This is a genomic window from Streptomyces sp. NBC_00038, assembly GCF_026343635.1.
Classification (GTDB): Bacteria; Actinomycetota; Actinomycetes; order Streptomycetales; family Streptomycetaceae; genus Streptomyces.
Window position 1 is genome coordinate 5,054,434 of record NZ_JAPELQ010000001.1, and the last position, 21,644, is coordinate 5,076,077.

General features: G+C 68.2%; 9 protein-coding genes and 2 rRNA genes. 3 read left to right on the plus strand and 8 right to left on the minus strand.

Going from position 1 to position 21,644, the window contains the following annotated elements; translation table 11 throughout:
- Positions 1 to 80: 80 nt before the first annotated feature.
- From OG219_RS22800 to OG219_RS22810, 3 genes are all read right to left on the minus strand, one after another.
- Positions 81 to 3,202 (minus strand): 23S ribosomal RNA (locus OG219_RS22800).
- 317 nt (positions 3,203 to 3,519) lie between these two features.
- Positions 3,520 to 5,047 (minus strand): 16S ribosomal RNA (locus tag OG219_RS22805).
- Together the 16S and 23S rRNA genes form the textbook arrangement of a ribosomal RNA operon.
- A gap of 641 nt (positions 5,048 to 5,688) precedes the next feature.
- Positions 5,689 to 6,237, minus strand: coding sequence for a MarR family winged helix-turn-helix transcriptional regulator (locus OG219_RS22810; RefSeq protein WP_266829285.1), 549 nt, complete (start codon positions 6,235 to 6,237; stop codon positions 5,689 to 5,691).
- A 147-nt stretch (positions 6,238 to 6,384) separates the two neighbouring features.
- On the opposite strand from OG219_RS22810, the gene OG219_RS22815 reads away from it, so the two are divergent.
- The gene (locus OG219_RS22815) at positions 6,385 to 7,656 is read left to right on the plus strand and encodes an MFS transporter (RefSeq protein WP_266836194.1); all 1,272 of its coding nucleotides are present in this window, start codon (positions 6,385 to 6,387) and stop codon (positions 7,654 to 7,656) included.
- Between the two features lie 58 nt (positions 7,657 to 7,714).
- On the opposite strand, the gene OG219_RS22820 is transcribed toward OG219_RS22815, so the two are convergent.
- From OG219_RS22820 to OG219_RS22830, 3 genes are all read right to left on the minus strand, one after another.
- Complete coding sequence (locus OG219_RS22820; protein ID WP_266829287.1) at positions 7,715 to 8,542, minus strand: class I SAM-dependent methyltransferase; 828 nt, start codon at positions 8,540 to 8,542, stop codon at positions 7,715 to 7,717.
- Positions 8,543 to 8,739: 197 nt separating this feature from the next.
- Positions 8,740 to 10,404 carry a SpoIIE family protein phosphatase gene (locus OG219_RS22825; RefSeq protein ID WP_266829289.1) on the minus strand — a complete coding sequence of 555 codons (1,665 nt, stop codon included), beginning with the start codon at positions 10,402 to 10,404 and terminating at the stop codon, positions 8,740 to 8,742.
- Between the two features lie 124 nt (positions 10,405 to 10,528).
- Positions 10,529 to 11,905, minus strand: coding sequence for an NAD(P)/FAD-dependent oxidoreductase (locus tag OG219_RS22830; protein ID WP_266829291.1), 1,377 nt, complete (start codon positions 11,903 to 11,905; stop codon positions 10,529 to 10,531).
- A gap of 377 nt (positions 11,906 to 12,282) precedes the next feature.
- Between OG219_RS22830 and OG219_RS22835 the strand changes: the two genes are divergently transcribed.
- On the plus strand, positions 12,283 to 13,062 hold the full coding sequence (locus OG219_RS22835) for a TetR/AcrR family transcriptional regulator (protein WP_266829293.1): 780 nt from the start codon (positions 12,283 to 12,285) through the stop codon (positions 13,060 to 13,062).
- Positions 13,063 to 13,343: 281 nt separating this feature from the next.
- Positions 13,344 to 15,299 carry a sigma-70 family RNA polymerase sigma factor gene (locus OG219_RS22840; protein WP_266829295.1) on the plus strand — a complete coding sequence of 652 codons (1,956 nt, stop codon included), beginning with the start codon at positions 13,344 to 13,346 and terminating at the stop codon, positions 15,297 to 15,299.
- 58 nt (positions 15,300 to 15,357) lie between these two features.
- Here the strand turns inward: OG219_RS22840 and OG219_RS22845 are convergent, their stop codons facing one another.
- Entirely contained in the window at positions 15,358 to 18,780 is a 3,423-nt protein-coding gene (locus OG219_RS22845) for a BTAD domain-containing putative transcriptional regulator (RefSeq protein WP_266829297.1), read from the minus strand.
- A 687-nt stretch (positions 18,781 to 19,467) separates the two neighbouring features.
- Positions 19,468 to 21,564, minus strand: coding sequence for an asparagine synthase-related protein (locus tag OG219_RS22850; RefSeq protein WP_266829299.1), 2,097 nt, complete (start codon positions 21,562 to 21,564; stop codon positions 19,468 to 19,470).
- Between the last annotated feature and the right edge of the window lie 80 nt (positions 21,565 to 21,644).

The window sequence follows — 21,644 nt, forward strand, 5'->3', positions numbered from 1 at the left end:
GAAACTGTTCAACCGGAGCCGTGGCATGGCTACAACGGTTGTTCGTGGTTTCAGAACCAACACAGTGGACGCGAGCAACTGAGGACAAGCCCTCGGCCTATTAGTACCAGTCAGCTTCGCCCATTACTGGGCTTCCACATCTGGCCTATCAACCCAGTCGTCTACTGGGAGCCTTAACCCATCTAGTGGGTGGGAATACTCATCTCGAAGCAGGCTTCCCGCTTAGATGCTTTCAGCGGTTATCCCTCCCGAACGTAGCCAACCAGCCATGCCCTTGGCAGGACAACTGGCACACCAGAGGTTCGTCCGTCCCGGTCCTCTCGTACTAGGGACAGCCCTTCTCAATATTCCTGCGCGCGCAGCGGATAGGGACCGAACTGTCTCACGACGTTCTAAACCCAGCTCGCGTACCGCTTTAATGGGCGAACAGCCCAACCCTTGGGACCGACTCCAGCCCCAGGATGCGACGAGCCGACATCGAGGTGCCAAACCATCCCGTCGATATGGACTCTTGGGGAAGATCAGCCTGTTATCCCCGGGGTACCTTTTATCCGTTGAGCGACGGCGCTTCCACAAGCCACCGCCGGATCACTAGTCCCGACTTTCGTCCCTGCTCGACCCGTCGGTCTCACAGTCAAGCTCCCTTGTGCACTTACACTCAACACCTGATTACCAACCAGGCTGAGGGAACCTTTGGGCGCCTCCGTTACTCTTTAGGAGGCAACCGCCCCAGTTAAACTACCCATCAGACACTGTCCCTGATCCGGATCACGGACCCAGGTTAGACATCCAGCACGACCAGACTGGTATTTCAACGACGACTCCACCCGAGCTGGCGCTCGAGCTTCACAGTCTCCCAGCTATCCTACACAAGCCGAACCGAACACCAATATCAAACTGTAGTAAAGGTCCCGGGGTCTTTCCGTCCTGCTGCGCGAAACGAGCATCTTTACTCGTAGTGCAATTTCACCGGGCCTATGGTTGAGACAGTCGAGAAGTCGTTACGCCATTCGTGCAGGTCGGAACTTACCCGACAAGGAATTTCGCTACCTTAGGATGGTTATAGTTACCACCGCCGTTTACTGGCGCTTAAGTTCTCAGCTTCGCCACCCCGAAGAGTGACTAACCGGTCCCCTTAACGTTCCAGCACCGGGCAGGCGTCAGTCCGTATACATCGCCTTACGGCTTCGCACGGACCTGTGTTTTTAGTAAACAGTCGCTTCTCGCTGGTCTCTGCGGCCACCCCCAGCTCACGGAGTAAATCCGATCACCGGTGATGGCCCCCCTTCTCCCGAAGTTACGGGGGCATTTTGCCGAGTTCCTTAACCATAGTTCACCCGAACGCCTCGGTATTCTCTACCTGACCACCTGAGTCGGTTTAGGGTACGGGCCGCCATGAAACTCGCTAGAGGCTTTTCTCGACAGCATAGGATCATCCACTTCACCACAATCGGCTCGGCATCAGGTCTCACCCTCGTGTCATCCGGATTTGCCTAGATGACGGGCTACACCCTTACCCCGGGACAACCACCGCCCGGGATGGACTACCTTCCTGCGTCACCCCATCACTCACCTACTGCAGGTCTGGTCCGTCGGCTCCACCACTTCCCTTTCCCCGAAGGGTCCGGGACGGCTTCACGGACTTAGCATCGCCTGGTTCAATGTTTGACGCTTCACAGCGGGTACCGGAATATCAACCGGTTATCCATCGACTACGCCTGTCGGCCTCGCCTTAGGTCCCGACTTACCCTGGGCAGATCAGCTTGACCCAGGAACCCTTAGTCAATCGGCGCACACGTTTCTCACGTGTGTATCGCTACTCATGCCTGCATTCTCACTCGTGAACCGTCCACCACTAGCTTCCGCTGCGGCTTCACCCGGCACACGACGCTCCCCTACCCATCCATACGGGCGTTGGCCCTATTGTATGAATGACACGACTTCGGCGGTACGCTTGAGCCCCGCTACATTGTCGGCGCGGAATCACTAGACCAGTGAGCTATTACGCACTCTTTCAAGGGTGGCTGCTTCTAAGCCAACCTCCTGGTTGTCTGTGCGACTCCACATCCTTTCCCACTTAGCGTACGCTTAGGGGCCTTAGTCGATGCTCTGGGCTGTTTCCCTCTCGACCATGGAGCTTATCCCCCACAGTCTCACTGCCGCGCTCTCACTTACCGGCATTCGGAGTTTGGCTAAGGTCAGTAACCCGGTAGGGCCCATCGCCTATCCAGTGCTCTACCTCCGGCAAGAAACACACGACGCTGCACCTAAATGCATTTCGGGGAGAACCAGCTATCACGGAGTTTGATTGGCCTTTCACCCCTAACCACAGGTCATCCCCCAGGTTTTCAACCCTGGTGGGTTCGGTCCTCCACGACCTCTTACAGCCGCTTCAACCTGCCCATGGCTAGATCACTCCGCTTCGGGTCTTGAGCGCGCTACTAAAACGCCCTATTCGGACTCGCTTTCGCTACGGCTTCCCCACACGGGTTAACCTCGCAACACACCGCAAACTCGCAGGCTCATTCTTCAAAAGGCACGCAGTCACGAGAGTACATGCAAGCATGCACTCCGACGCTCCCACGGCTTGTAGGCACACGGTTTCAGGTACTATTTCACTCCGCTCCCGCGGTACTTTTCACCATTCCCTCACGGTACTATCCGCTATCGGTCACCAGGGAATATTTAGGCTTAGCGGGTGGTCCCGCCAGATTCACACGGGATTTCTCGGGCCCCGTGCTACTTGGGTGTTTCTCAAACGAGCCGTTGACGTTTCGACTACGGGGGTCTTACCCTCTACGCCGGACCTTTCGCATGTCCTTCGCCTACATCAACGGTTTCTGACTCGTCTCACGATCGGCAGACCGTGAAAGAGAAATCCCACAACCCCACATACGCAACCCCTGCCGGGTCTCACACGCATATGGTTTAGCCTCATCCAGTTTCGCTCGCCACTACTCCCGGAATCACGGTTGTTTTCTCTTCCTGCGGGTACTGAGATGTTTCACTTCCCCGCGTTCCCTCCACATACCCTATGTGTTCAGGTACGGGTGACAGCCCATGACGACTGCCGGGTTTCCCCATTCGGAAACCCCCGGATCAAAGCCTGGTTGACGGCTCCCCGGGGACTATCGTGGCCTCCCACGTCCTTCATCGGTTCCTGGTGCCAAGGCATCCACCGTGCGCCCTTAAAAACTTGGCCACAGATGCTCGCGTCCACTGTGCAGTTCTCAAACAACGACCAACCACCCGTCACAACCCGCCGAAGCAGATTTTCACCGGGGCCGGCAACTGAAGATCCAGACTCAAAGTCCGTACCCTCAGACACCCAACAGCGTGCCCGACACCCTCGCCGCTTCCCTCAACGATCCACACTCTTGCGAGCAGTACTGGAAGGAGAAGACGATCAAGTGTGCCGAATAATCAACGTTCCACCCATGAGCAACCACCGCCGGACGTGTGCCGACGTAATGGCCCTGGACGCCAACTCCGTGGAGCGGGCGCCTAGATGCTCCTTAGAAAGGAGGTGATCCAGCCGCACCTTCCGGTACGGCTACCTTGTTACGACTTCGTCCCAATCGCCAGTCCCACCTTCGACAGCTCCCTCCCCACAAGGGGGTTGGGCCACCGGCTTCGGGTGTTACCGACTTTCGTGACGTGACGGGCGGTGTGTACAAGGCCCGGGAACGTATTCACCGCAGCAATGCTGATCTGCGATTACTAGCAACTCCGACTTCATGGGGTCGAGTTGCAGACCCCAATCCGAACTGAGACAGGCTTTTTGAGATTCGCTCCGCCTCGCGGCATCGCAGCTCATTGTACCTGCCATTGTAGCACGTGTGCAGCCCAAGACATAAGGGGCATGATGACTTGACGTCGTCCCCACCTTCCTCCGAGTTGACCCCGGCAGTCTCCTGTGAGTCCCCATCACCCCGAAGGGCATGCTGGCAACACAGAACAAGGGTTGCGCTCGTTGCGGGACTTAACCCAACATCTCACGACACGAGCTGACGACAGCCATGCACCACCTGTACACCGACCACAAGGGGGGCACCATCTCTGATGCTTTCCGGCGTATGTCAAGCCTTGGTAAGGTTCTTCGCGTTGCGTCGAATTAAGCCACATGCTCCGCTGCTTGTGCGGGCCCCCGTCAATTCCTTTGAGTTTTAGCCTTGCGGCCGTACTCCCCAGGCGGGGAACTTAATGCGTTAGCTGCGGCACCGACGACGTGGAATGTCGCCAACACCTAGTTCCCACCGTTTACGGCGTGGACTACCAGGGTATCTAATCCTGTTCGCTCCCCACGCTTTCGCTCCTCAGCGTCAGTAATGGCCCAGAGATCCGCCTTCGCCACCGGTGTTCCTCCTGATATCTGCGCATTTCACCGCTACACCAGGAATTCCGATCTCCCCTACCACACTCTAGCCTGCCCGTATCGACTGCAGACCCGGGGTTAAGCCCCGGGCTTTCACAACCGACGCGACAAGCCGCCTACGAGCTCTTTACGCCCAATAATTCCGGACAACGCTTGCGCCCTACGTATTACCGCGGCTGCTGGCACGTAGTTAGCCGGCGCTTCTTCTGCAGGTACCGTCACTTTCGCTTCTTCCCTGCTGAAAGAGGTTTACAACCCGAAGGCCGTCATCCCTCACGCGGCGTCGCTGCATCAGGCTTTCGCCCATTGTGCAATATTCCCCACTGCTGCCTCCCGTAGGAGTCTGGGCCGTGTCTCAGTCCCAGTGTGGCCGGTCGCCCTCTCAGGCCGGCTACCCGTCGTCGCCTTGGTGAGCCACTACCTCACCAACAAGCTGATAGGCCGCGGGCTCATCCTTCACCGCCGGAGCTTTCAACCCCCCTGGATGCCCAGAGGAGTGTTATCCGGTATTAGACCCCGTTTCCAGGGCTTGTCCCAGAGTGAAGGGCAGATTGCCCACGTGTTACTCACCCGTTCGCCACTAATCCACCCCGAAAGGCTTCATCGTTCGACTTGCATGTGTTAAGCACGCCGCCAGCGTTCGTCCTGAGCCAGGATCAAACTCTCCGTGAATGTGTACCGGTAATCCGGTGCGACACCACGAGAGCGGAACCGAAGGGAGGAATAATCCCCACGGTCCACAGCGTCCTCGCTGATGTTTTTCTTCAAAGGAACCTCGCCCCGGCCGATCGGCCGGAGACGGGGTATCAACAAACTTGGCGTTGATTTTTGGCACGCTGTTGAGTTCTCAAGGAACGGACGCTTCCTTTGTACTCACCCGAGAGACTCTCTCAGGCTTTCCTCCGGGCAGTTTCCCTTCGGTCTTGCGTTTCCGACTCTATCAGACCGTTTCCGATCCGATTTCCTCGGCGCTTTCCAGGTTTCCGCTTTCGCGTTTCCCTTTCCTGCGGTTCCGACTCTATCAGATCCTTTCGGGCCTGATTCCCAGTCAGTGGGGCTTGTCTTCCCGGCTGTTGGGCCGTTCCGACGTCCCAAACTTTAGCGGATCCTCTCGGCAGTTCCTAATCGGGCTGCCGGGCCCAAATCGAATTGAATTCGGGCATGCCGAATTCGACCCCGTTGGGAGATCGTGCTGATGGTTTGGTTGCCGCTTTTGCGGCGGAGGTGCTGCCGCAGAACCGTTACGGCCCCGTGGCAACTCGAAGAACCTTACGCGTCGGGCATGGGGGTGTCAACATTCCCTGTCAAGATCTTTAATCGAGGTCGGTGAGCCGGCCGCCGGCATCCGGCTGGGCGTGCTCCACGCGACGCAGGAGGCGGGTCAGGACCTCACCGAGGACGCCGCGCTCGTCGGCGGAAAGGTCCTGGAGCAGGTCTTCCTCGAAGCCCGAGGCGAGGCGCATGACCTCCAGCCACTTCTCTCGGCCCTCGTCGGTGAGTCCCACGATGACGCGTACGCGATTCGACTCGTCGCGCTCCCGGGTGACGAGACCCTCCGCCACCATGCGGTCGATGCGGTGGGTCATCGCGGCCGGGGTCAGACCCAGCAGCTTGGCGAGGTCGCTGGGGCCCATGCGGTACGGGGCGCCGGAAACGACCAGGGCCTTGAGGACCTCCCACTCGGCGTTGCTGATGCCGAGCGCGGCGGTCTGGCGTCCGTAGGCGACGTTCATCCGCCGGTTGAGGCGGGAGAGGGCCGACACGATCTGCTCGACCTGGGGGTCGAGGTCCTGGAACTCGCGCTGGTAAGCGGCGATCTGTTCGTCGAGTGTCGGCTCGCTGACGCCGGGGTTGTCGCCCATGGCCGCAGTATGGCACGGCCTCACTTGGCGTTGAAGTCCTTCGATGTGTACTGTTTAGATCCTAACTTTAGCTTCGAAGTCTTCAGGTCTGCATCCTTCGGCACCCTGACGACCTCACGACCAAGGCAGGTGAAAGTGACCAGGGCGATGGGCGCAGCGATGCGCCGGATCCATGTGGGCAACGCACTCAGTGCGTTCGGGCTCGGCTTTACCGTCCCCTTCCTCTACGTCTATGTGGCGCAGGTGCGGGGACTCGGCTCCATGACGGCGGGCATCGTGCTCGCCGTGTTCGCCGTGGCCGCGCTCGCCGTGCTGCCGTTCGCCGGGCGGGCCATCGTCCGGCGCGGCCCGTTGCCGGTGCTGCTCACCGCCCTGCTCACCGCCGCCCTGGGAGCGCTGAGCCTCGGGCTCGCGAACAGTGCCACGACCGTGCTGCTTTCGGCGGCCGCACTCGGTGCCGGACAGGCCGTGATGCAGCCGGCGCTCGCGACGATGATCGTGGACTGCTCGTCGGCGGACACCCGCTCGCGTGCCTTCGCGACGCAGTTCTTCCTGCAGAACCTGGGACTCGGCGTCGGCGGTCTGATCGGCGGCCACATCGTCGACACGTCACGCGCGAGCTCGTTCACGCTGCTTTTCTCGATCGAGGCGGCGATGTTCCTGCTGCTGGTCGTGATCATGTCGACCGTACGGCTGCCGCACGCGCCGAAGGTCGAGGGTGCGCCGCAGGCCAGGGGCGGCAGCTGGAAGCAGCTGCTCGGCAACCGGGCCATGGTGCAGCTGTCCGTGCTGGGCTTCGTGCTGTTCTTCGCCTGCTACGGGCAGTTCGAGTCGGGGCTCTCGGCGTACGGCGTCGAGGCGGCCGGGATCTCCACCTCGGCGCTCGGTACGGCGATGGCGGCGAACACCGCGATGATCGTGGTCGCGCAGTTCGCGGTGCTCAAGTTCGTCGAGCGCCGGAAGCGGTCGCGGGTGATCGCCGCGGTGGGGCTCATCTGGGCGGTCGCATGGCTCACGGCCGGTTACGCGGGCCTCGGGCACGGCAGCCAGACCATGGCCACCGCCGCGTTCATCTCGACGTACGCCCTCTTCGGTCTTGGTGAGTCCATGCTGTCGCCGACCATCGCGCCACTGGTCGCCGATCTGGCGCCTTCGGGCATGGCGGGACAGTACAACTCGGCCTTCGCCCTGGTGAAGCAGCTCGCGCTGGCGGTCGGTCCGGCGGTGGGCGGGCCGATGGGGGCCTCGCTGCACGGGCCGTACATCGTGACGTTCCTGCTGTTCTCGCTGGGCATCACCTACCTCGCGATACGGCTGGGCCGGCAGCTGACACCCGTACAGAATCAGCCGTCGCTCGCGAAGAGCCGGGTCGTCGCGCGGGGTGGAGCTCCGGCGGAGCCTGTGCGGGCCGGGGCCTGACGGACATACGACGGCCGCCATCACTTCTCGAAGTGGTGGCGGCCGTTTCGGTTTGTCGTCAGCGGATCCCGGTCACCAGGTTGGCCGCGAAAGGGAGGGTCGCGCTGCCGTCCGGGGCGGTGCGGTCCTTGAGGTGGGTGTGGACCGCTCGGCCTGCCTGTACGAGGGCTTCGTGGCCGCCGTGGTCGACGATCGCCTGGCCCCAGGGCACGGACGAGAGTTGGGCCGCCGCGTAGTCGGCGAGGGGTGGGACGGAGACGCCGAAGGTGACCTCGTGGACGGTGACGTCGTGGAAGCCGGCCTCGCGGAGTGTGGTGGTGAGGCGGTCTGGAGTGCCGGAGAAGGCGGCTTCGTAGCTCGCGGCGACCTCTGGAACCCTCTCTGGAGCCACGTACTTCTTGACCGCTTCGTACTGGCCCACGAAGTACGGGATGAGGTTCCTGTCCGCCCAGGCGGTGGCCACGAAGCGTCCTCCGGGGCGGGTGACTCGGGCCACCTCCGCGAGGGCCGCGGGCAGGTCGGGGAAGAACTGGACGCCCTGCTGGCAGACGACCGCGTCGAAGGTGGCGTCCTGGTAGGGGAGTCCGTCCGCGGAGGCCTCCGTGAACTCGATGTCGGGGTACATGCGGGGTGCGTGTGCCTTGGCGACCCTGAGCATGCCCTCGTTGATGTCCGCGCCCGAGACGCGGCCGGCGGGGCCGACCCGGGCCGCTGCCGCGCGGGCCACGAAGCCGGTGCCGCAGGCGAGGTCGAGGACCGTGGCGCCGGGTGAGAGGTCCGCGGCGTCCAGGATCGCCGCCACGAAGGGCGCCATGATCGGCGCGGCGTACTGCTCGTAACGCTCAGGCGCACTGCCGCTGAGCTGAAAGCCCGTTTCGTCTGCCATGGGTGAGCTACTAGCAGGGGATGGGGTGGGGGGCTAGGTGGCGCGCAGGGGTGGGTGCCGGGGGTGGGTGCCGGGGGTGGGTTTTTCGCCCCCTCCGCCCCTACCCGTCCCTTGCTCCTGGGGGCTCCGCCCCCAGACCCCCGTATCGCGCTGACGCGCTCGTCCTCAAACGCCGGACGGGCTGAAACCGGGTGGACTCACCCCTCCCCCCGCGGCAACGCGAACTCGCACCACACCGCCTTCCCCCCGCCCGGGGTACGCCGCGACCCCCAGCCGGAGGCGATCGTCGCGACGATCGCGATGCCGCGACCGGCCTCGTCGGCGGGCTCGGCGCGGCGGCGGCGTGGGAGGTGGTCGTCGCCGTCGGTGACCTCGATGATCAGGCGGCGGTCGGTGCGGCGGAGGCGCAGTCGCATGGGCGGGGTGCCGTGCTGGAGGGAGTTGGCGACGAGTTCGCTGGCGGCGAGGATGCCGAGATCCTGCAGGTCGGCCGGGAAGTGCCAGCTCGTCAGGACGCCGGAGGCGAAGGCACGCGCGCGTGGAGCCGCTTCCACGCCGCCGAGGAGTTCCAGGGCGGCGTTGCGGAAGAGGTCGGCGTCCGGGCCCGTACGGGCGGGATGCTGAAGGACCAGGACGGCCACGTCGTCGTCGTGGTCGGCGGTGACGCCCGCCGAGCGGACAAGGCGGTCGCAGACGACCTGGGGGGTGCCGGTGGCGCCGGCGAGGGCGCGCTCCAGGGAGGCGATTCCCTCGTCGAGGTCCTCGTCGCGGCGCTCGACGAGGCCGTCGGTGTAGAGGACGGCCGTCGAGCCGGGGCCGAGCGGGACCGAGCCGGAGGCGTGCAGCCAGCCGCCGGTGCCGAGCGGCGGCCCGGTGGGTTCGTCGGCGCGCAGGACGTTGCCGCTCTCGTCGCGGACGAGGATCGGGAGGTGGCCCGCGGAGGCGTAGATCAGCCGTCCCTCGTTGGGGTCGTGGACGGCGTACACGCAGGTGGCGATCTGGTTGGCGTCGATCTCGGTGGCGAGGCCGTCGAGGAGTTGCAGGACCTCGTGCGGGGGCAGGTCGAGGCGGGCGTACGCGCGTACGGCGGTGCGCAGCTGGCCCATGACCGCGGCCGCGCGGACGCCGCGGCCCATGACGTCGCCGATGACGAGTGCGGTGCGGCCGCCGCCGAGGGTGATCACGTCGTACCAGTCGCCGCCGACCGCGGCCTCCGTGCCGCCGGGCTGGTAGGTGGCCGCGATGCGCAGGTCGTCGGGCTCCTCCAGTTCCTGGGGGAGCAGGGAGCGCTGGAGGGTGACGGCGGTCTCGCGCTGGCTGCGCTCGCTGGCGCGGAGCCGCTCGGCGGCCTCGGCGTGGTCGGTGACGTCGGTCGCGAAGATGAGTACGCCGCCGCCCTGGCCTTCCGCTTCCGGGGAGGTGTCGACGGGGGTGCAGGTGAAGGTGTACGAGCGGCCGTTGGAGGTCTTCCGGGACTTGACCGTGCGGGACTTGGCGCTGCGCAGGACCTGGTCGAGGAGCGGGAGCAGGCCGAGTTCGTCCAGCTCGGGGAGGGCTTCGCGGGCGGGCTCGCCGGCCGGTCGGGCGCCGAAGGCCGCCGTGTAGGAGTCGTTGACGTACGCGACTCGGTGTTCGGGGCCGTGGACGAGGGCGACGAGCGCGGGGACGCGGTCGAGGACGTCGCGTACGGGGAGTTCGTCGACGGCGGGCACGGGCGGCGCGTCGTCGGTCAGCTGCTCGGCGCGGGCCGCCGGCACGGGAGCGCCTTCCCCTCGCCGGTCCGGGGAGACCGTGTGCTCGGTCCGCGCCGCGGTGCGGCGCTGCGTTCCGGGGAGCCGGGCGCTCCAACGCGTGAAGTTCACTGTGGGGAAGGCCTCGTGGGTTAGAAGGGCGAGCGGTGGGCCCGCCCAAGGTCGTGGACCAGTCTGGCCGACCGGACCGACATCCGTCAGACGCAGTCCTGACCGGTGTAGTTCCTGGGTCCGGTCAGGACGACCCCTTCGGGCCGAGCTTCGGGTCGAGAGGAGGCTTTCCACCGGCCGCGAGTTCGAACTCCGCGCGGGGATGTTCGAGCGATCCGAGAGAGACGATCTCCCTCTTGAAGAGCCCCGACAGGGTCCATTCGGCGAGCACACGGGCCTTGCGGTTGAAGGTAGGCACCCTGCTCAGGTGGTAGACGCGGTGCATGAACCAGGCAGGATAGCCCTTCAGCTTGCGCCCGTAGACGTGTGCGACGCCTTTGTGCAGCCCCAGGGACGCGACCGAGCCGACGTATTTGTGGGAGTACGTTTCGAGCGGCTCGCCGCGCAGGGAGTGCGCGATGTTGTCGCCGAGGACCCTGGCCTGGCGTACCGCGTGCTGGGCGTTGGGCGCCGTGTCGGTGCCGGGTTCCGCGGTGACGTCGGGGACGGCGGCCGCGTCTCCCGCGGCCCACACGTGCGTGACGCCGTCGACGGTCAGCTGGGGGGTGCACTTGAGCCGGCCGCGCTCGTTCAGGGGGAGGTCGCTGGCGGCGAGGATCGGGTGCGGTTTCACTCCGGCGGTCCACACGACCGTACGGGTCGGGAAGCGGGCGCCGTCACTGAGGACGGCGATCCGGTCCGCGCAGGAGTCGAGGCGGGTCTCCAGGCGTACGTCGATGTTGCGGCGGCGCAGCTGGGTGACCGTGTACTTGCCCATCTCCTCGCCGACCTCGGGGAGGATGCGGTTCGAGGCCTCGACGAGGATCCACTTCATGTCCTCGGGCCGGATGTTGTGGTAGTAGCGCGCGGTGTAGCGGGCCATGTCCTCGAGTTCGCCGAGCGCCTCCACTCCCGCGTAACCGCCTCCTACGAAGACGAAGGTCAGGGCCGCGTCGCGGATCGCGGGGTCGCGGGTGGAGGAGGCGATGTCCATCTGCTCGATGACGTGGTTGCGCAGGCCGATGGCCTCCTCGACGGTCTTGAAGCCGATGGCGTACTCGGCGAGACCGGGGATGGGGAGGGTGCGCGCGATCGAGCCGGGGGCGAGGACGAGTTCGTCGTACGAGATCTGTTCCGCGCCCGCGCCCTCTTCCTCGGTGGCGAGGGTCGTGAGAGTGACGGTGCGCTTGGCGTGGTCGATCGACCGGGCCTCGCCGATGACGATCCTGCACTGGTCCAGTACCCGGCGCAGCGGGACGACCACGTGGCGCGGCGAGATGGAGCCCGCTGCGGCCTCGGGAAGAAACGGTTGATAAGTCATGTACGGGTCCGGGGAGAGGACCGTGATCTCGACTTCGCCCCGCTTAAGTTCGGCCTTCAACTTCTGTTGGAGGCGCAGAGCGGTGTACATCCCGACGTAGCCGCCGCCGACCATGAGAATGCGCGTACGTTCCTTCACCATCCCATGACGCACCTACCTCTGGAGTTTGTCCACAGCCCCGACAATTTGTGTGACCGGCCGCCGTCAACGCGCGGGGGTTGCCGAATTTGCGGAGTGCAGGGAAGACGCGCAGGTCAGTGGGGGTGCATGGGGTGCCGAATGGGGGTGCAAACGGGACGTAAACGATCCATACTCCGATCGGGCGGCGCTCCGTGCGGAACCTGCCCCTTCTGAATTGACCCCCTCTCAACTATGTTCGTGTGTCGACGGGGTGTAGGGGGATGCGCTAGTCGAGTCCGTACGACGGACTCGTGCACACAAGCTTGTTCCCGCACGCTCCGGCTGCCGATGGCGGGGAGAGTCTCCGGGGGGAGACGGTCATAACCGGGGGAACACTTATGCACATTCAGGAATCTCATTGGTCATCCGCGTCCGCCACCGCGTCCGGTGGCATGGTCGGCGCGGCAGCGGGCGGTGAAGGCCGCGGTCCCGGCAACGGATCGCGTACGACGCCGCTGCGCGTGGACGCACAGCGCAATCTGGAGCACGTACTGCGCGCGGCTCGCGAGGTCTTCGGCGAGCTGGGGTACGGCGCACCGATGGAGGACGTGGCACGTCGCGCCCGGGTCGGTGTCGGCACGGTGTACCGGCGCTTCCCGAGCAAGGACGTCCTGGTCCGCCGGATAGCCGAGGAGGAGACCTCCCGGCTGACGGACCAGGCGCGCTCGGCGCTCGGGCAGGAGGACGAGCCGTGGTCGGCGCTCTCGCGCTTCCTGCGTACGTCGGTGGCCTCGGGCGCGGGACGGCTGCTGCCGCCGCAGATACTGCGGGTCGGCGTCGCGGAGGACGCTACCGAGGCGGACGAGACGCGGGTGCCGCAGCAGCGGTCCCAACTCGCTCCCGAGCTGCGGCTCGTCGAGCAGCGGTCGGTGCCCGCGGACGAGGTGCTGGTCGCGGCGGCGGACGACGCCGGTGCGGCGCAGCTGCTCGACGTGGTAGGACGGCTGGTGGAGCGGGCGCGTGCGGCGGGCGAGCTGCGGGCGGACGTGACCGTGGCGGACGTACTGCTGGTGATCGCGACGGCGGCGCCCTCGCTGCCGGACCCCGCCCAGCAGGCCGCGGCCTCGGCCCGGCTTCTCGACATCCTGCTGGAGGGGCTGCGCTCGCGTCCCGCGTGAGCGGTTCCCCGAACACCGGACACCGGGCTTGCCTGGGCGCGGGTGCCGCATCACTCGCGTACCAGGCGCCACGTACGACACTCCGGACATTTCAGGCAAGGCGCCAACTCCCCACCGGGAGCCGTTCGTTGACTATTCCCCAAAAGAGTGACCGCTAGTGCTGTCGTATGGGAAGTCCCCACGGACGAGTGGTTGGTCCGTACTGGGGCGTCACGTCCGTGAAGCCTGTGGCAGTCTTGCCCGGTATTCGGGTCCGAGTGTGCAGGCGGGGGCTTTCCGCAATGAGCGTTGACGGTCGGGACGAGTCACTCGGTGACGGTGACGCGGACGGCGACACGGAAACCGGCGGGCTGCCGCCCAGGCAGGTACCCAGCCAGGGCGGACCGCAGGGTGGCACCCCGGGTGCCGTGCCCTCCGGTGCCGCGCCCTCGACGCCCGATCCCAGCGTTCCGCCGCAGCGCGACCGGTTCGACCGGCGGGAGAGCGGCGGCGTCCTGCCGCTCCCGCTCGATCTGCCGCCGTCCGACGCCGATCTGATCGAGCGGATGCGCGCGGGCGACGACACGGCGTACGAGGGGCTGTACCGGCGCCATGCCGAGGCCGTGCGCCGTTACGCCCGCACCTGCTGCCGGGACGCGCACACCGCGGACGACCTCACGGCCGAGGTGTTCGCCCGCATGCTGCAGGCGGTACGCGGCGGCAGTGGCCCCGAGCACGCCGTACGCGCGTATCTCCTCACCACCGTCCGCCGGGTCGCCGCGAATTGGACGAAGACGGCGAAGCGTGAGCAACTGGTCGACGACTTCGCGGTGTTCGCCGCGCAGGCCGCCCGCGGCTCCGAGGTGTCCGACGACGACACACTCGACCTCGGCGCCGATGTGCGCGCGATGCACGAGGCCGAACAGTCCATGGCCATGCAGGCGTTCCGGTCGCTGCCGGAGCGCTGGCAGGCCGTGCTGTGGCACACGGAGGTCGAGGACGAGTCGCCGAGCGAGGTCGCCACGCTCTTCGGACTCGACGCCAACGGCACGCGGGTACTGGCCAGTCGCGCCCGCGAGGGCCTCAAGCAGGCCTACCTCCAGGCGCATGTCAGCGCCACGCTCACCATGGACGGGGAGTGCGCGCGCTACGCCGACCGGCTCGGCGCCTACGCCCGCGGCGGGCTGCGTACGCGCGCCGAACGCGGGCTGCGCAAGCACTTGGAGGAGTGCGCCAAGTGCCGCCTCGCGGCGGGCCAGATCAAGGAAGTCGCCAGCGGGATCCCGGCGTTCGTGCCGATCGCGGTCATCGGCTGGTTCGGTGCCGCCGGGTACGCGAAGGTCGCCGCGCTCATCGCCGGTGGCGCGGGCGCGGGTGCGGCCGGAGCGGCGGGTGCCGCCTCCGCGGCGGCCGGCGGCTCCGGCGGTGCGAGCGCGGGCGGCGGTGCGGCGGCCTCGGAGGGGCTCGGCGCGCCGGTCAAGGCCGGTATCGCGGCGGGTGTCGTCGCGGTGGCCGCTACGGCGATCGCGCTCGCCCTGGCCGGCAGCGAAGCCCCGCCCAAGAAGCCCGAGGCCAAGCCGGCCACCTCGCCCGCCGTCGAGGTACCGCTGCCGTCGCCCAAGCCGCCGAAGAAGGAGCCCGCGCCGAAGCCGCCCGTGGTGGCGCCCGAGCCGGCTCCGACACCGACCCCCACTCCGACGCCCGAGCCCACCCCGAAGCCCACACCCACGCCTTCGCCCACCCCGACGAAGCCGAAGCCCACACCCAAGCCGACCCCTACCCCTGCTCCGACCCCCACACCGACGCCGCCGCCTCCGCCCGCGCCGGCCGTCTACCAGTGGAGCGAACTGGACTACGGCGTCAACGGAGACGGCACCAAGCCCGAGATGCGGCTCGGCGAGAGCAGCTGGGTGTGGCAGCGCTACGGGGTGTCGATCGCGGACAAGCAGTACACGCACGGGGTGACCGTCCACGGCCAGTCCTCCGTCACCATCGACCTCAACCGCAGCTGCTCGGCGTACGACGCTGTCGTGGGCATCGACGACATGACCCTGGGCCTGGGGCAGGTGCGCTTCTCCGTGTACGCCGACGGCTCACGCATGTGGCAGTCTCCGCTGATCAAGGGCGGCGACCCGGCGGTCCCGCTCCATGTCAATCTCACCGGCCGCAAGACCATCCGCCTCGTCGTCGAACCCCACTCCGTCTTCGACACGACGGCACTGGCGGACTGGGCGGAGTCGAAGTTCCTGTGCGAGTGAGGACCTGCGAGGCGCGCGGCTGCGTTCGTGCGCGGGTGACCACCTCCACGCCGCGCGGCTACGAGGCAGCGGGATGCTCCTTCAGCGCCTCGGCCAGGTCCCGCAGGGCGTCGTCCCTGGTGAAGTCCGTACCCGTGGCTCGCTCGGACTCGTAGCCGACGGGGCCGAGGGCCGTGATCGCGGCGGCCTCCGTGCGCTCGGCCACCGCATGCTCCTGGACGGGCCGGGGATGGCCGCCACGCCATCGCGTACCGACGGCGAGCAGGCGGGCCGCGCGCGGATGGTCGCTCAGGTCGGAGAGAAGGCCCGCGGCGCAGTCGACGAGGCCGGCCAGCACCACATCGGCGCAGCGTCCGGTCGCCGCCGCGAGCAGGGCGTCGGACAGCTTCCGCAGACTGGGCTCCGGGCCGCTCTGGGCGGCCGTGATGAGCGCGTCGACCCAGTCCAGTGCGGCCACGAACTGCGGGGGCGGAGTTCCCCGGACGCTCTCCACGCGTGCCTTCTCGTACAGTTCGCGGGCGAGAGCGAACTCCCCGTCGTCCAGGGCCATCTGGGCACGCAGCATGAGGACGAACGCGCGGGCGTCCGGCACCCCGTACCGATCGGACGCGGCGCTCGCCTCGTCCAGAGCGGTCAGCGCCCGGGACCGCTCGCCCGCGCGGTAGGCGATCTCGGCCAGCCGCGCCAGGAGGAAGGGCGCCTCGGCGTACGCGCCCACCTCGTAGGCGAGCCGCAGCGCCTCCGCGTACTCCCCCTTCGCCTCCTCGAAGAGACTGCGCGCCATGGCCGCCTCACCGGCCGCGCTGCACACCTGGGCCCGCATCCAGCGGTCGCCCACCCGTCGGCTGAGCACCCGCAGCTCCGCCAGGTCGTCGTCCACGCCCGGCATCCCGCCCGGGGCGTCGACGACCATGTGCGTACGGAACATCAGGGTGACGCCGACCTCCCACTCACCGCCGTACGCACGGCAGTTGGCGACCGCCGCGTCCATGGCGGGCCGCATGTCGTCCGAGCTGCCGCCCAGGAAGTGGACGGTCATCGGCCAAATGATGCCCGGTATGCTCGCCGCCACCGGACCGCCCTTCGCGAAGACGGACCGCACACGCACGATGTACTCGCGCATCTGCTCGTCCCCCTGCCGGGCCAGCGGGTCGGTCTCCACCGTCATGAACAGGTTCAGCATCCGCAGCCTCATCCGCATGTCGTACAGCGGGTGCTGCTCGTCGCGGTCGGCACCGGTGGTGGGGGTCCGGGTGGCGAGGAAGGCCACCACCGGGTCGACGGCTGACAGATGGGCGAGGGGGTCGTCCCGGCCGGTGCCGCGCGCGACACCCGGGTTGTCGCACCGCCCGGGCCCGGACGGGGCAGCGCCACTGTTGACCGTGCACAGCCGCAGCACCAGGTCCGTCCACTCCGCGCCCTCCCGGCGGAAGTTGCGCAGCCACCAGAACCAGCCCATCGCGAGGACGAGGGCACCGGCCTCCTCCTCGTCACCGACGACGACGGCGCGGTAGATGGCCACCCGGATGTTGTCGAGCTCGGTCTCCAGGCGCCGGATCCACGGCAGTTGCTCGGCGGAGCGCAGCAACGGCTCGGCCTCCTCGACCAGCGCGCGCACCCACGCGCGATGGCGCCGCTCGGCAGCGGCACGCAGCTCGGGCACCTCGGCGGCGCGCTCGGCGGCGTATTCGTGGATCGTCTCCAGCATGCGGTACCGCATACCGCCGACGACTCCCGAGCGACCGTCACTTCCCCCACCACCGCCATCACCGCCATCACCACCGTCGTACGGCGTCGCGACGATCAGGGACTTGTCGACCAGTGCCCCGATGAGGTCGGCGGCGGGCCCGGTGCACACGGCCTCCGCGGCCGTGAGGTCCCAGCCGCCCGCGAAGACGGACACCTCGCGCAGCACGGTCCGCTCCCGCTCGTCGAGCAGGTCCCAGGACCAGTCGACGACGGCGCGCAAGGTCTGCTGGCGGGGCAGCACCGTGCGGCTTCCGGAGGTGAGGAGCCGGAAGCGGTCGTCGAGGCGGTCGGCGATCTGCCGGGCCGTGAGCAGCCGCAGCCGCGCGGCGGCCAGCTCGATGGCCAGGGGCAGACCGTCGAGCCGCCGGCAGATCTCGTCCACCGCCGCGGAGTCGTGGAGCGCGGCGTCGGCATCGGGACGTACTGCCGACGCCCGCTCCAGGAAGAGCCGGCGCGCCGGATCGGGCGGCAGGGGCTCGACCGGGCGCAGCAACTCGCCGGGCACGCCCAGGGGTTCACGGCTGGTGGCGAGGATCGTGAGCCCGGGGCAGTGCGTCAGGAGGGTTTCGGCGAGTTCGGCCGCGGCGCCGATGACGTGTTCGCAGTTGTCAAGGATCAGGAGCTCGCTGCGCTGGGCGCAGTACTCGACGAGCAGGGCGACGGGGTCGTACTGCGGCCCCGACATCTCGTTGGTGATCAGCACGGTTTCGCGCAGACCGAGGGCGCTGACCACGGCGCCGGGGACCGCCTCCGGCCGGTCCAGCGGGGCGAGTTCGACCAGCCACGCCTGCGGAAGCCCGGCGGCGGCTTCCTCGGCGAGGCGGGTCTTGCCCGAACCCCCCGGTCCGGTCAGAGTGACCAGTCGTGCCCTCTGCACATCCGAACGGATGGCGTCGATTTCGGGTTCCCGCCCCACGAAAGAGTTCAAACGCGGACGAATGTTGCCGTGACGTGCGGCGCGGGAGGAGTCCCTCGGTGCCGGGCCCTGAGCCGACGCGCCCGGCTCACCTCCACCCTCCCCATCCAACAACTCCGCATGAAGGGCGCGTAGTTCCGGCCCGGGATCGGTACCCAGTCCGTCCATCAGGGTGCGCCGGACCCCCTCATAGGCGGCCAGGGCGTGTGCGCCGCGGCCGGTCTCGCGCAGGGCGCGGATGAGCAGTGCTTGCAGCGTTTCGTCGTACGGGTGAGCCTCCGTCAGTTCCTTCAGCTCCGGTACGACGTCGCCGGCGCGGCCGAGTCGCAGGTCGGCCTCGACTCGGGTCCGGGTCGCCTCCAGGCGCAGGGCCTCCGGGCGGGTCGCGGCGGTGCGGTCCGGGAGGTCCGCGAGGGCGGGGCCCCGCCAGAGGGCGAGTGCGTCGCGCAGGTGGTCGGTGGCGGTGGCGGCGTCTTCGTGTGCGAGGGCGGACTTGCCCTTCCCCACGAGGTGCTCGAAGACGAACAGGTCCACGTCCTCCTTGGCGGCCCTCAGTCGGTAGCCGCCGGCCTCCGAGGTGACCGTGTCCTTCCCGACCGCCCGGCGCAGGCGGCCGATCAGGGCCTGCAGCGCGGCGGGCGCGTCCTGCGGGGGCTCGTCCGCCCACACCTCGTCGATCAGCGTCTCCGGCGGTACCGTCCGGTCGGGGCGCTGGGCCAGGGCAGCGAGCAGCGCCCGTACCCGGGGGCCGCCCACAGCCACCAGGGCCCCCCGGTCGTCCTCCACCTGGGTGACCCCCAGAATCCCGTACCGCACCCACCCATTCTCACCGCCCCCACCCCGAGGAGCACCGCCTTTCTCCGGCGAGCCCCCCAGGGCACCCCGCCGCGGCCGCCTGGACAAGCTTTCTTCGCCCCCTCCGCCCCTACCCGTCCCTTGCTTCTGGGGGCTCCGCCCCCAGACCCCCGCTCGCCCGAAGGGCTCGTCCTCAAACGCCGGACGGGCTGATGGTGCCCAGCTGGGCTGAAAAGTGGAGCCCCCACGGGTGGGTGGGGGATCGGGACGGCACCGCCTCGTCCTCAAACGCCGGACGGGCTGAAAGATCTCCCCCAGCCGGGCTGAAGTGCGTAGCCCCCACGGGTGGGTGGGGGACCGGGACGGCAAACCTCGCCCTCAAAGGCCGGACAGGCTGAAACCCCAGCCCCTACAGGTGGGTGGGGATCACTTCAGGCGGCGGACGGGCTGAACATGCTTCCCCGGAGCGGAAGAACGCAGCCGCCACGGATCGGCGTACCTCGCCCTCAAACACCGGACCGGCCGGACTGAACATGCCGAGACCCCCCGCACCCGCCCACCGGCGGAAGGGGGCGTGCCGGTACGTCCAAAGCCCGTCGCGTACGTTCGCGTCACCGGACGGTTTCCTTCCCGCCCAACGTCTGATCCGGCGGCGACGGGCGGACGTACCGGCACGCCCCCGACCCACCCACCACCCGGCACAGCAGGCTAACCGCGGCGAGCAGCCCCCGCCCCCAACGCCCGCCCCTGCGGCACAATCCCCGCAGGCACCGCCCGCTGCCGAGCCGGCGTCCCCGTCCAACAGGTCCCCCGCCGAGCCAGCAACCGCCGCAACCACAGCTCCAGGGAGACCAGATCCGCCAGCCCGTCCAGAGGCAGCGGCTCCCCCTCCGCAGCAGCCCGCAGCGCCTTGCGGACGACGCGCGCCTCCACAAGACCCGCCTGCGCCAGCAGAGGCGTGTCGAACAGAGCGATCAGGGAATCCGCGGCCACCCGCAGCCCCGTACGCGCGGCAGCCGCCGAGGACGCGTGCGAGGGCGCGCCCCACCCGGGCGGCAGATCCCCCACGCCGGCCCCCTCCAGCACCGTACGGAGGATCGCCGCACGCGCCCCGGGCTGCACGCGCAGCGCCTCCGGCAGGGCGCGGCACGCGCGTACGACCTGGTTGTCCAGGAACGGCGCGTGCAGCCGCTGGAAGCGGATCTCGGCGGCCTGTTCAAGGACGCGCAGATCGGACGCGTGGCGCGCGAGGGCGGCACGCGCGCGGAAGTCGCCCGGCCGCTGGCCGGGACCGACACCCGGCCGCCCCGAGGCAGCCCCCAGGCGAACCGATACTTCAGCGAGCGCCTCGCCGGTCAGCCAGCGCGCCGCGGGCCCGGGCCTGGCCCAGGTGAGCGCGGCGAGCGACGCCCCGACCGCACCGCCCGGCTCCTCGAACCGCCGCTGCATCAGCCGGTCGGCGAGGATGTCGACTCCGGTCCGGTACGGCGTACGGGCGAGCTTGCGTGCCGCGCCGTACACGCGCGCGGGGACCATGACGGACCCGTCCGCCTTGGCCAGCGCGGCGACGGGCTTCACCAGGTGACGGCGTTTGCGGTCCATCAACAGGTCGGCGAGCCGGGCGGGATGGGCGTCCAGGACCTGCCGGGCGCCGTACCCCGTGAAGTGGTCGGCGCTCCCGGAGGAGAGCCGCGCCCGGTGCCGGGCGGCGGTCACCAGCGAAGGACCCGGCTCGTCGGTGAGCGGCCCGTCCAAGTCGGCGTAGGGAAGCGTCTCTTCGCCCCCGGCGACCACAACATGGTGCAGCCGGGGGTTCGCGGCCAGGGAGCCCGCCCGCTCCAGCTCGGACTCCCGCCCGCTGACGGCGAGGTCGTTGAAAGTGACCGCGAGGAGACGCTCACCGGCCCCGGTGCCATGCCCGAGTACCGTCCCGGGCGCCCCCGGCAGTCCCGCCGCGAGCAGCGCCAGCGTCCCCGAGGCGGGCCCTCCGGAGAGGTCGGCGCCGATCCCCGGGACGGGCGTCCCGCGCGCGGCCCGCCGCTCGGCGGGCCCCATCCCGGGTACGGGCCCGGGGTCCACATCGGTCCCCGGCACGTGCCGGGGCGCGGCGAGACGGGCGCGTACGGCCTCTACGAGGGCGTCACGTACGGCGTCCACCGCGCTGGCGGGATCGGCCGAGGGGGTGGCGACGGCGAGGGAGACGGTCTGCTCGTAGCTTGCGATCTCGCGCGCCCCGGCGCGCAGGATCAGCGCGTGCCCCGGCGGAATGCGCCGTACGCCCTCGTACGGGGTGGAGTCGTGCACCGCGGCCGGTACGTCGGGAGCGGCGAGCAGCGCCGCGAGGTGCCCGAAGTCGAGGTTGGCCTCGATGAGGTCGGCCAGCGGCAGGGCGGCGGTCGCATACGCCGTACCGCCCGCCCAGGGGGTGTAGAAGACGGGCCGTGCGCCCGCGAGGTCGCCCGCGACCATGAGGCGACGGCCGACCTGGACGACGGCGGTGTAACTGCCGGACCAGGCGGTGAGATGGCGAAGTGCCCCTCCGCGCGCGGCGAACAGTCCCACTCGCAACTCTTCGTCGGAGGCTCCGCAGGTGCCGAGTACGGCCATCCGGTTCTGCGCGTCCGCCTTGACGACGCGCACCTCGTCGGGGCGCCAGTCGCCGACGGCCCAGAGCGGATCGGGGTCGCCCCACAGGAGTTGGGAACCCACCGGGTGAACGGTCTCCCCGTCGCTGCCCGTTGCGCCCGCCGAGCCGATCTCAGGCGCTCTGGCGGCGGTACTGCTCCACCCCACCAACCACCGCATCGCCGCCTCCACAGGCTGTGGACAACCAGTGCACCGTACGAACTGGGCACCATGCTGCCACGAAGGAGGCACACGGGAGG

What these genes read in the sequence shown, in the direction of transcription:
- OG219_RS22835 (WP_266829293.1), top strand. Translation starts at nt 12,283, where the DNA reads ATGCACATTCAGGAATCTCATTGGTCATCCGCGTCCGCCACCGCGTCC.
- OG219_RS22840 (WP_266829295.1), top strand. Translation starts at nt 13,344, where the DNA reads ATGAGCGTTGACGGTCGGGACGAGTCACTCGGTGACGGTGACGCGGAC.
- OG219_RS22830 (WP_266829291.1), bottom strand. Translation starts at nt 11,905, where the DNA reads ATGGTGAAGGAACGTACGCGCATTCTCATGGTCGGCGGCGGCTACGTC.
- OG219_RS22850 (WP_266829299.1), bottom strand. Translation starts at nt 21,564, where the DNA reads ATGCGGTGGTTGGTGGGGTGGAGCAGTACCGCCGCCAGAGCGCCTGAG.
- OG219_RS22815 (WP_266836194.1), top strand. Translation starts at nt 6,385, where the DNA reads ATGGGCGCAGCGATGCGCCGGATCCATGTGGGCAACGCACTCAGTGCG.
- OG219_RS22820 (WP_266829287.1), bottom strand. Translation starts at nt 8,542, where the DNA reads ATGGCAGACGAAACGGGCTTTCAGCTCAGCGGCAGTGCGCCTGAGCGT.
- OG219_RS22810 (WP_266829285.1), bottom strand. Translation starts at nt 6,237, where the DNA reads ATGGGCGACAACCCCGGCGTCAGCGAGCCGACACTCGACGAACAGATC.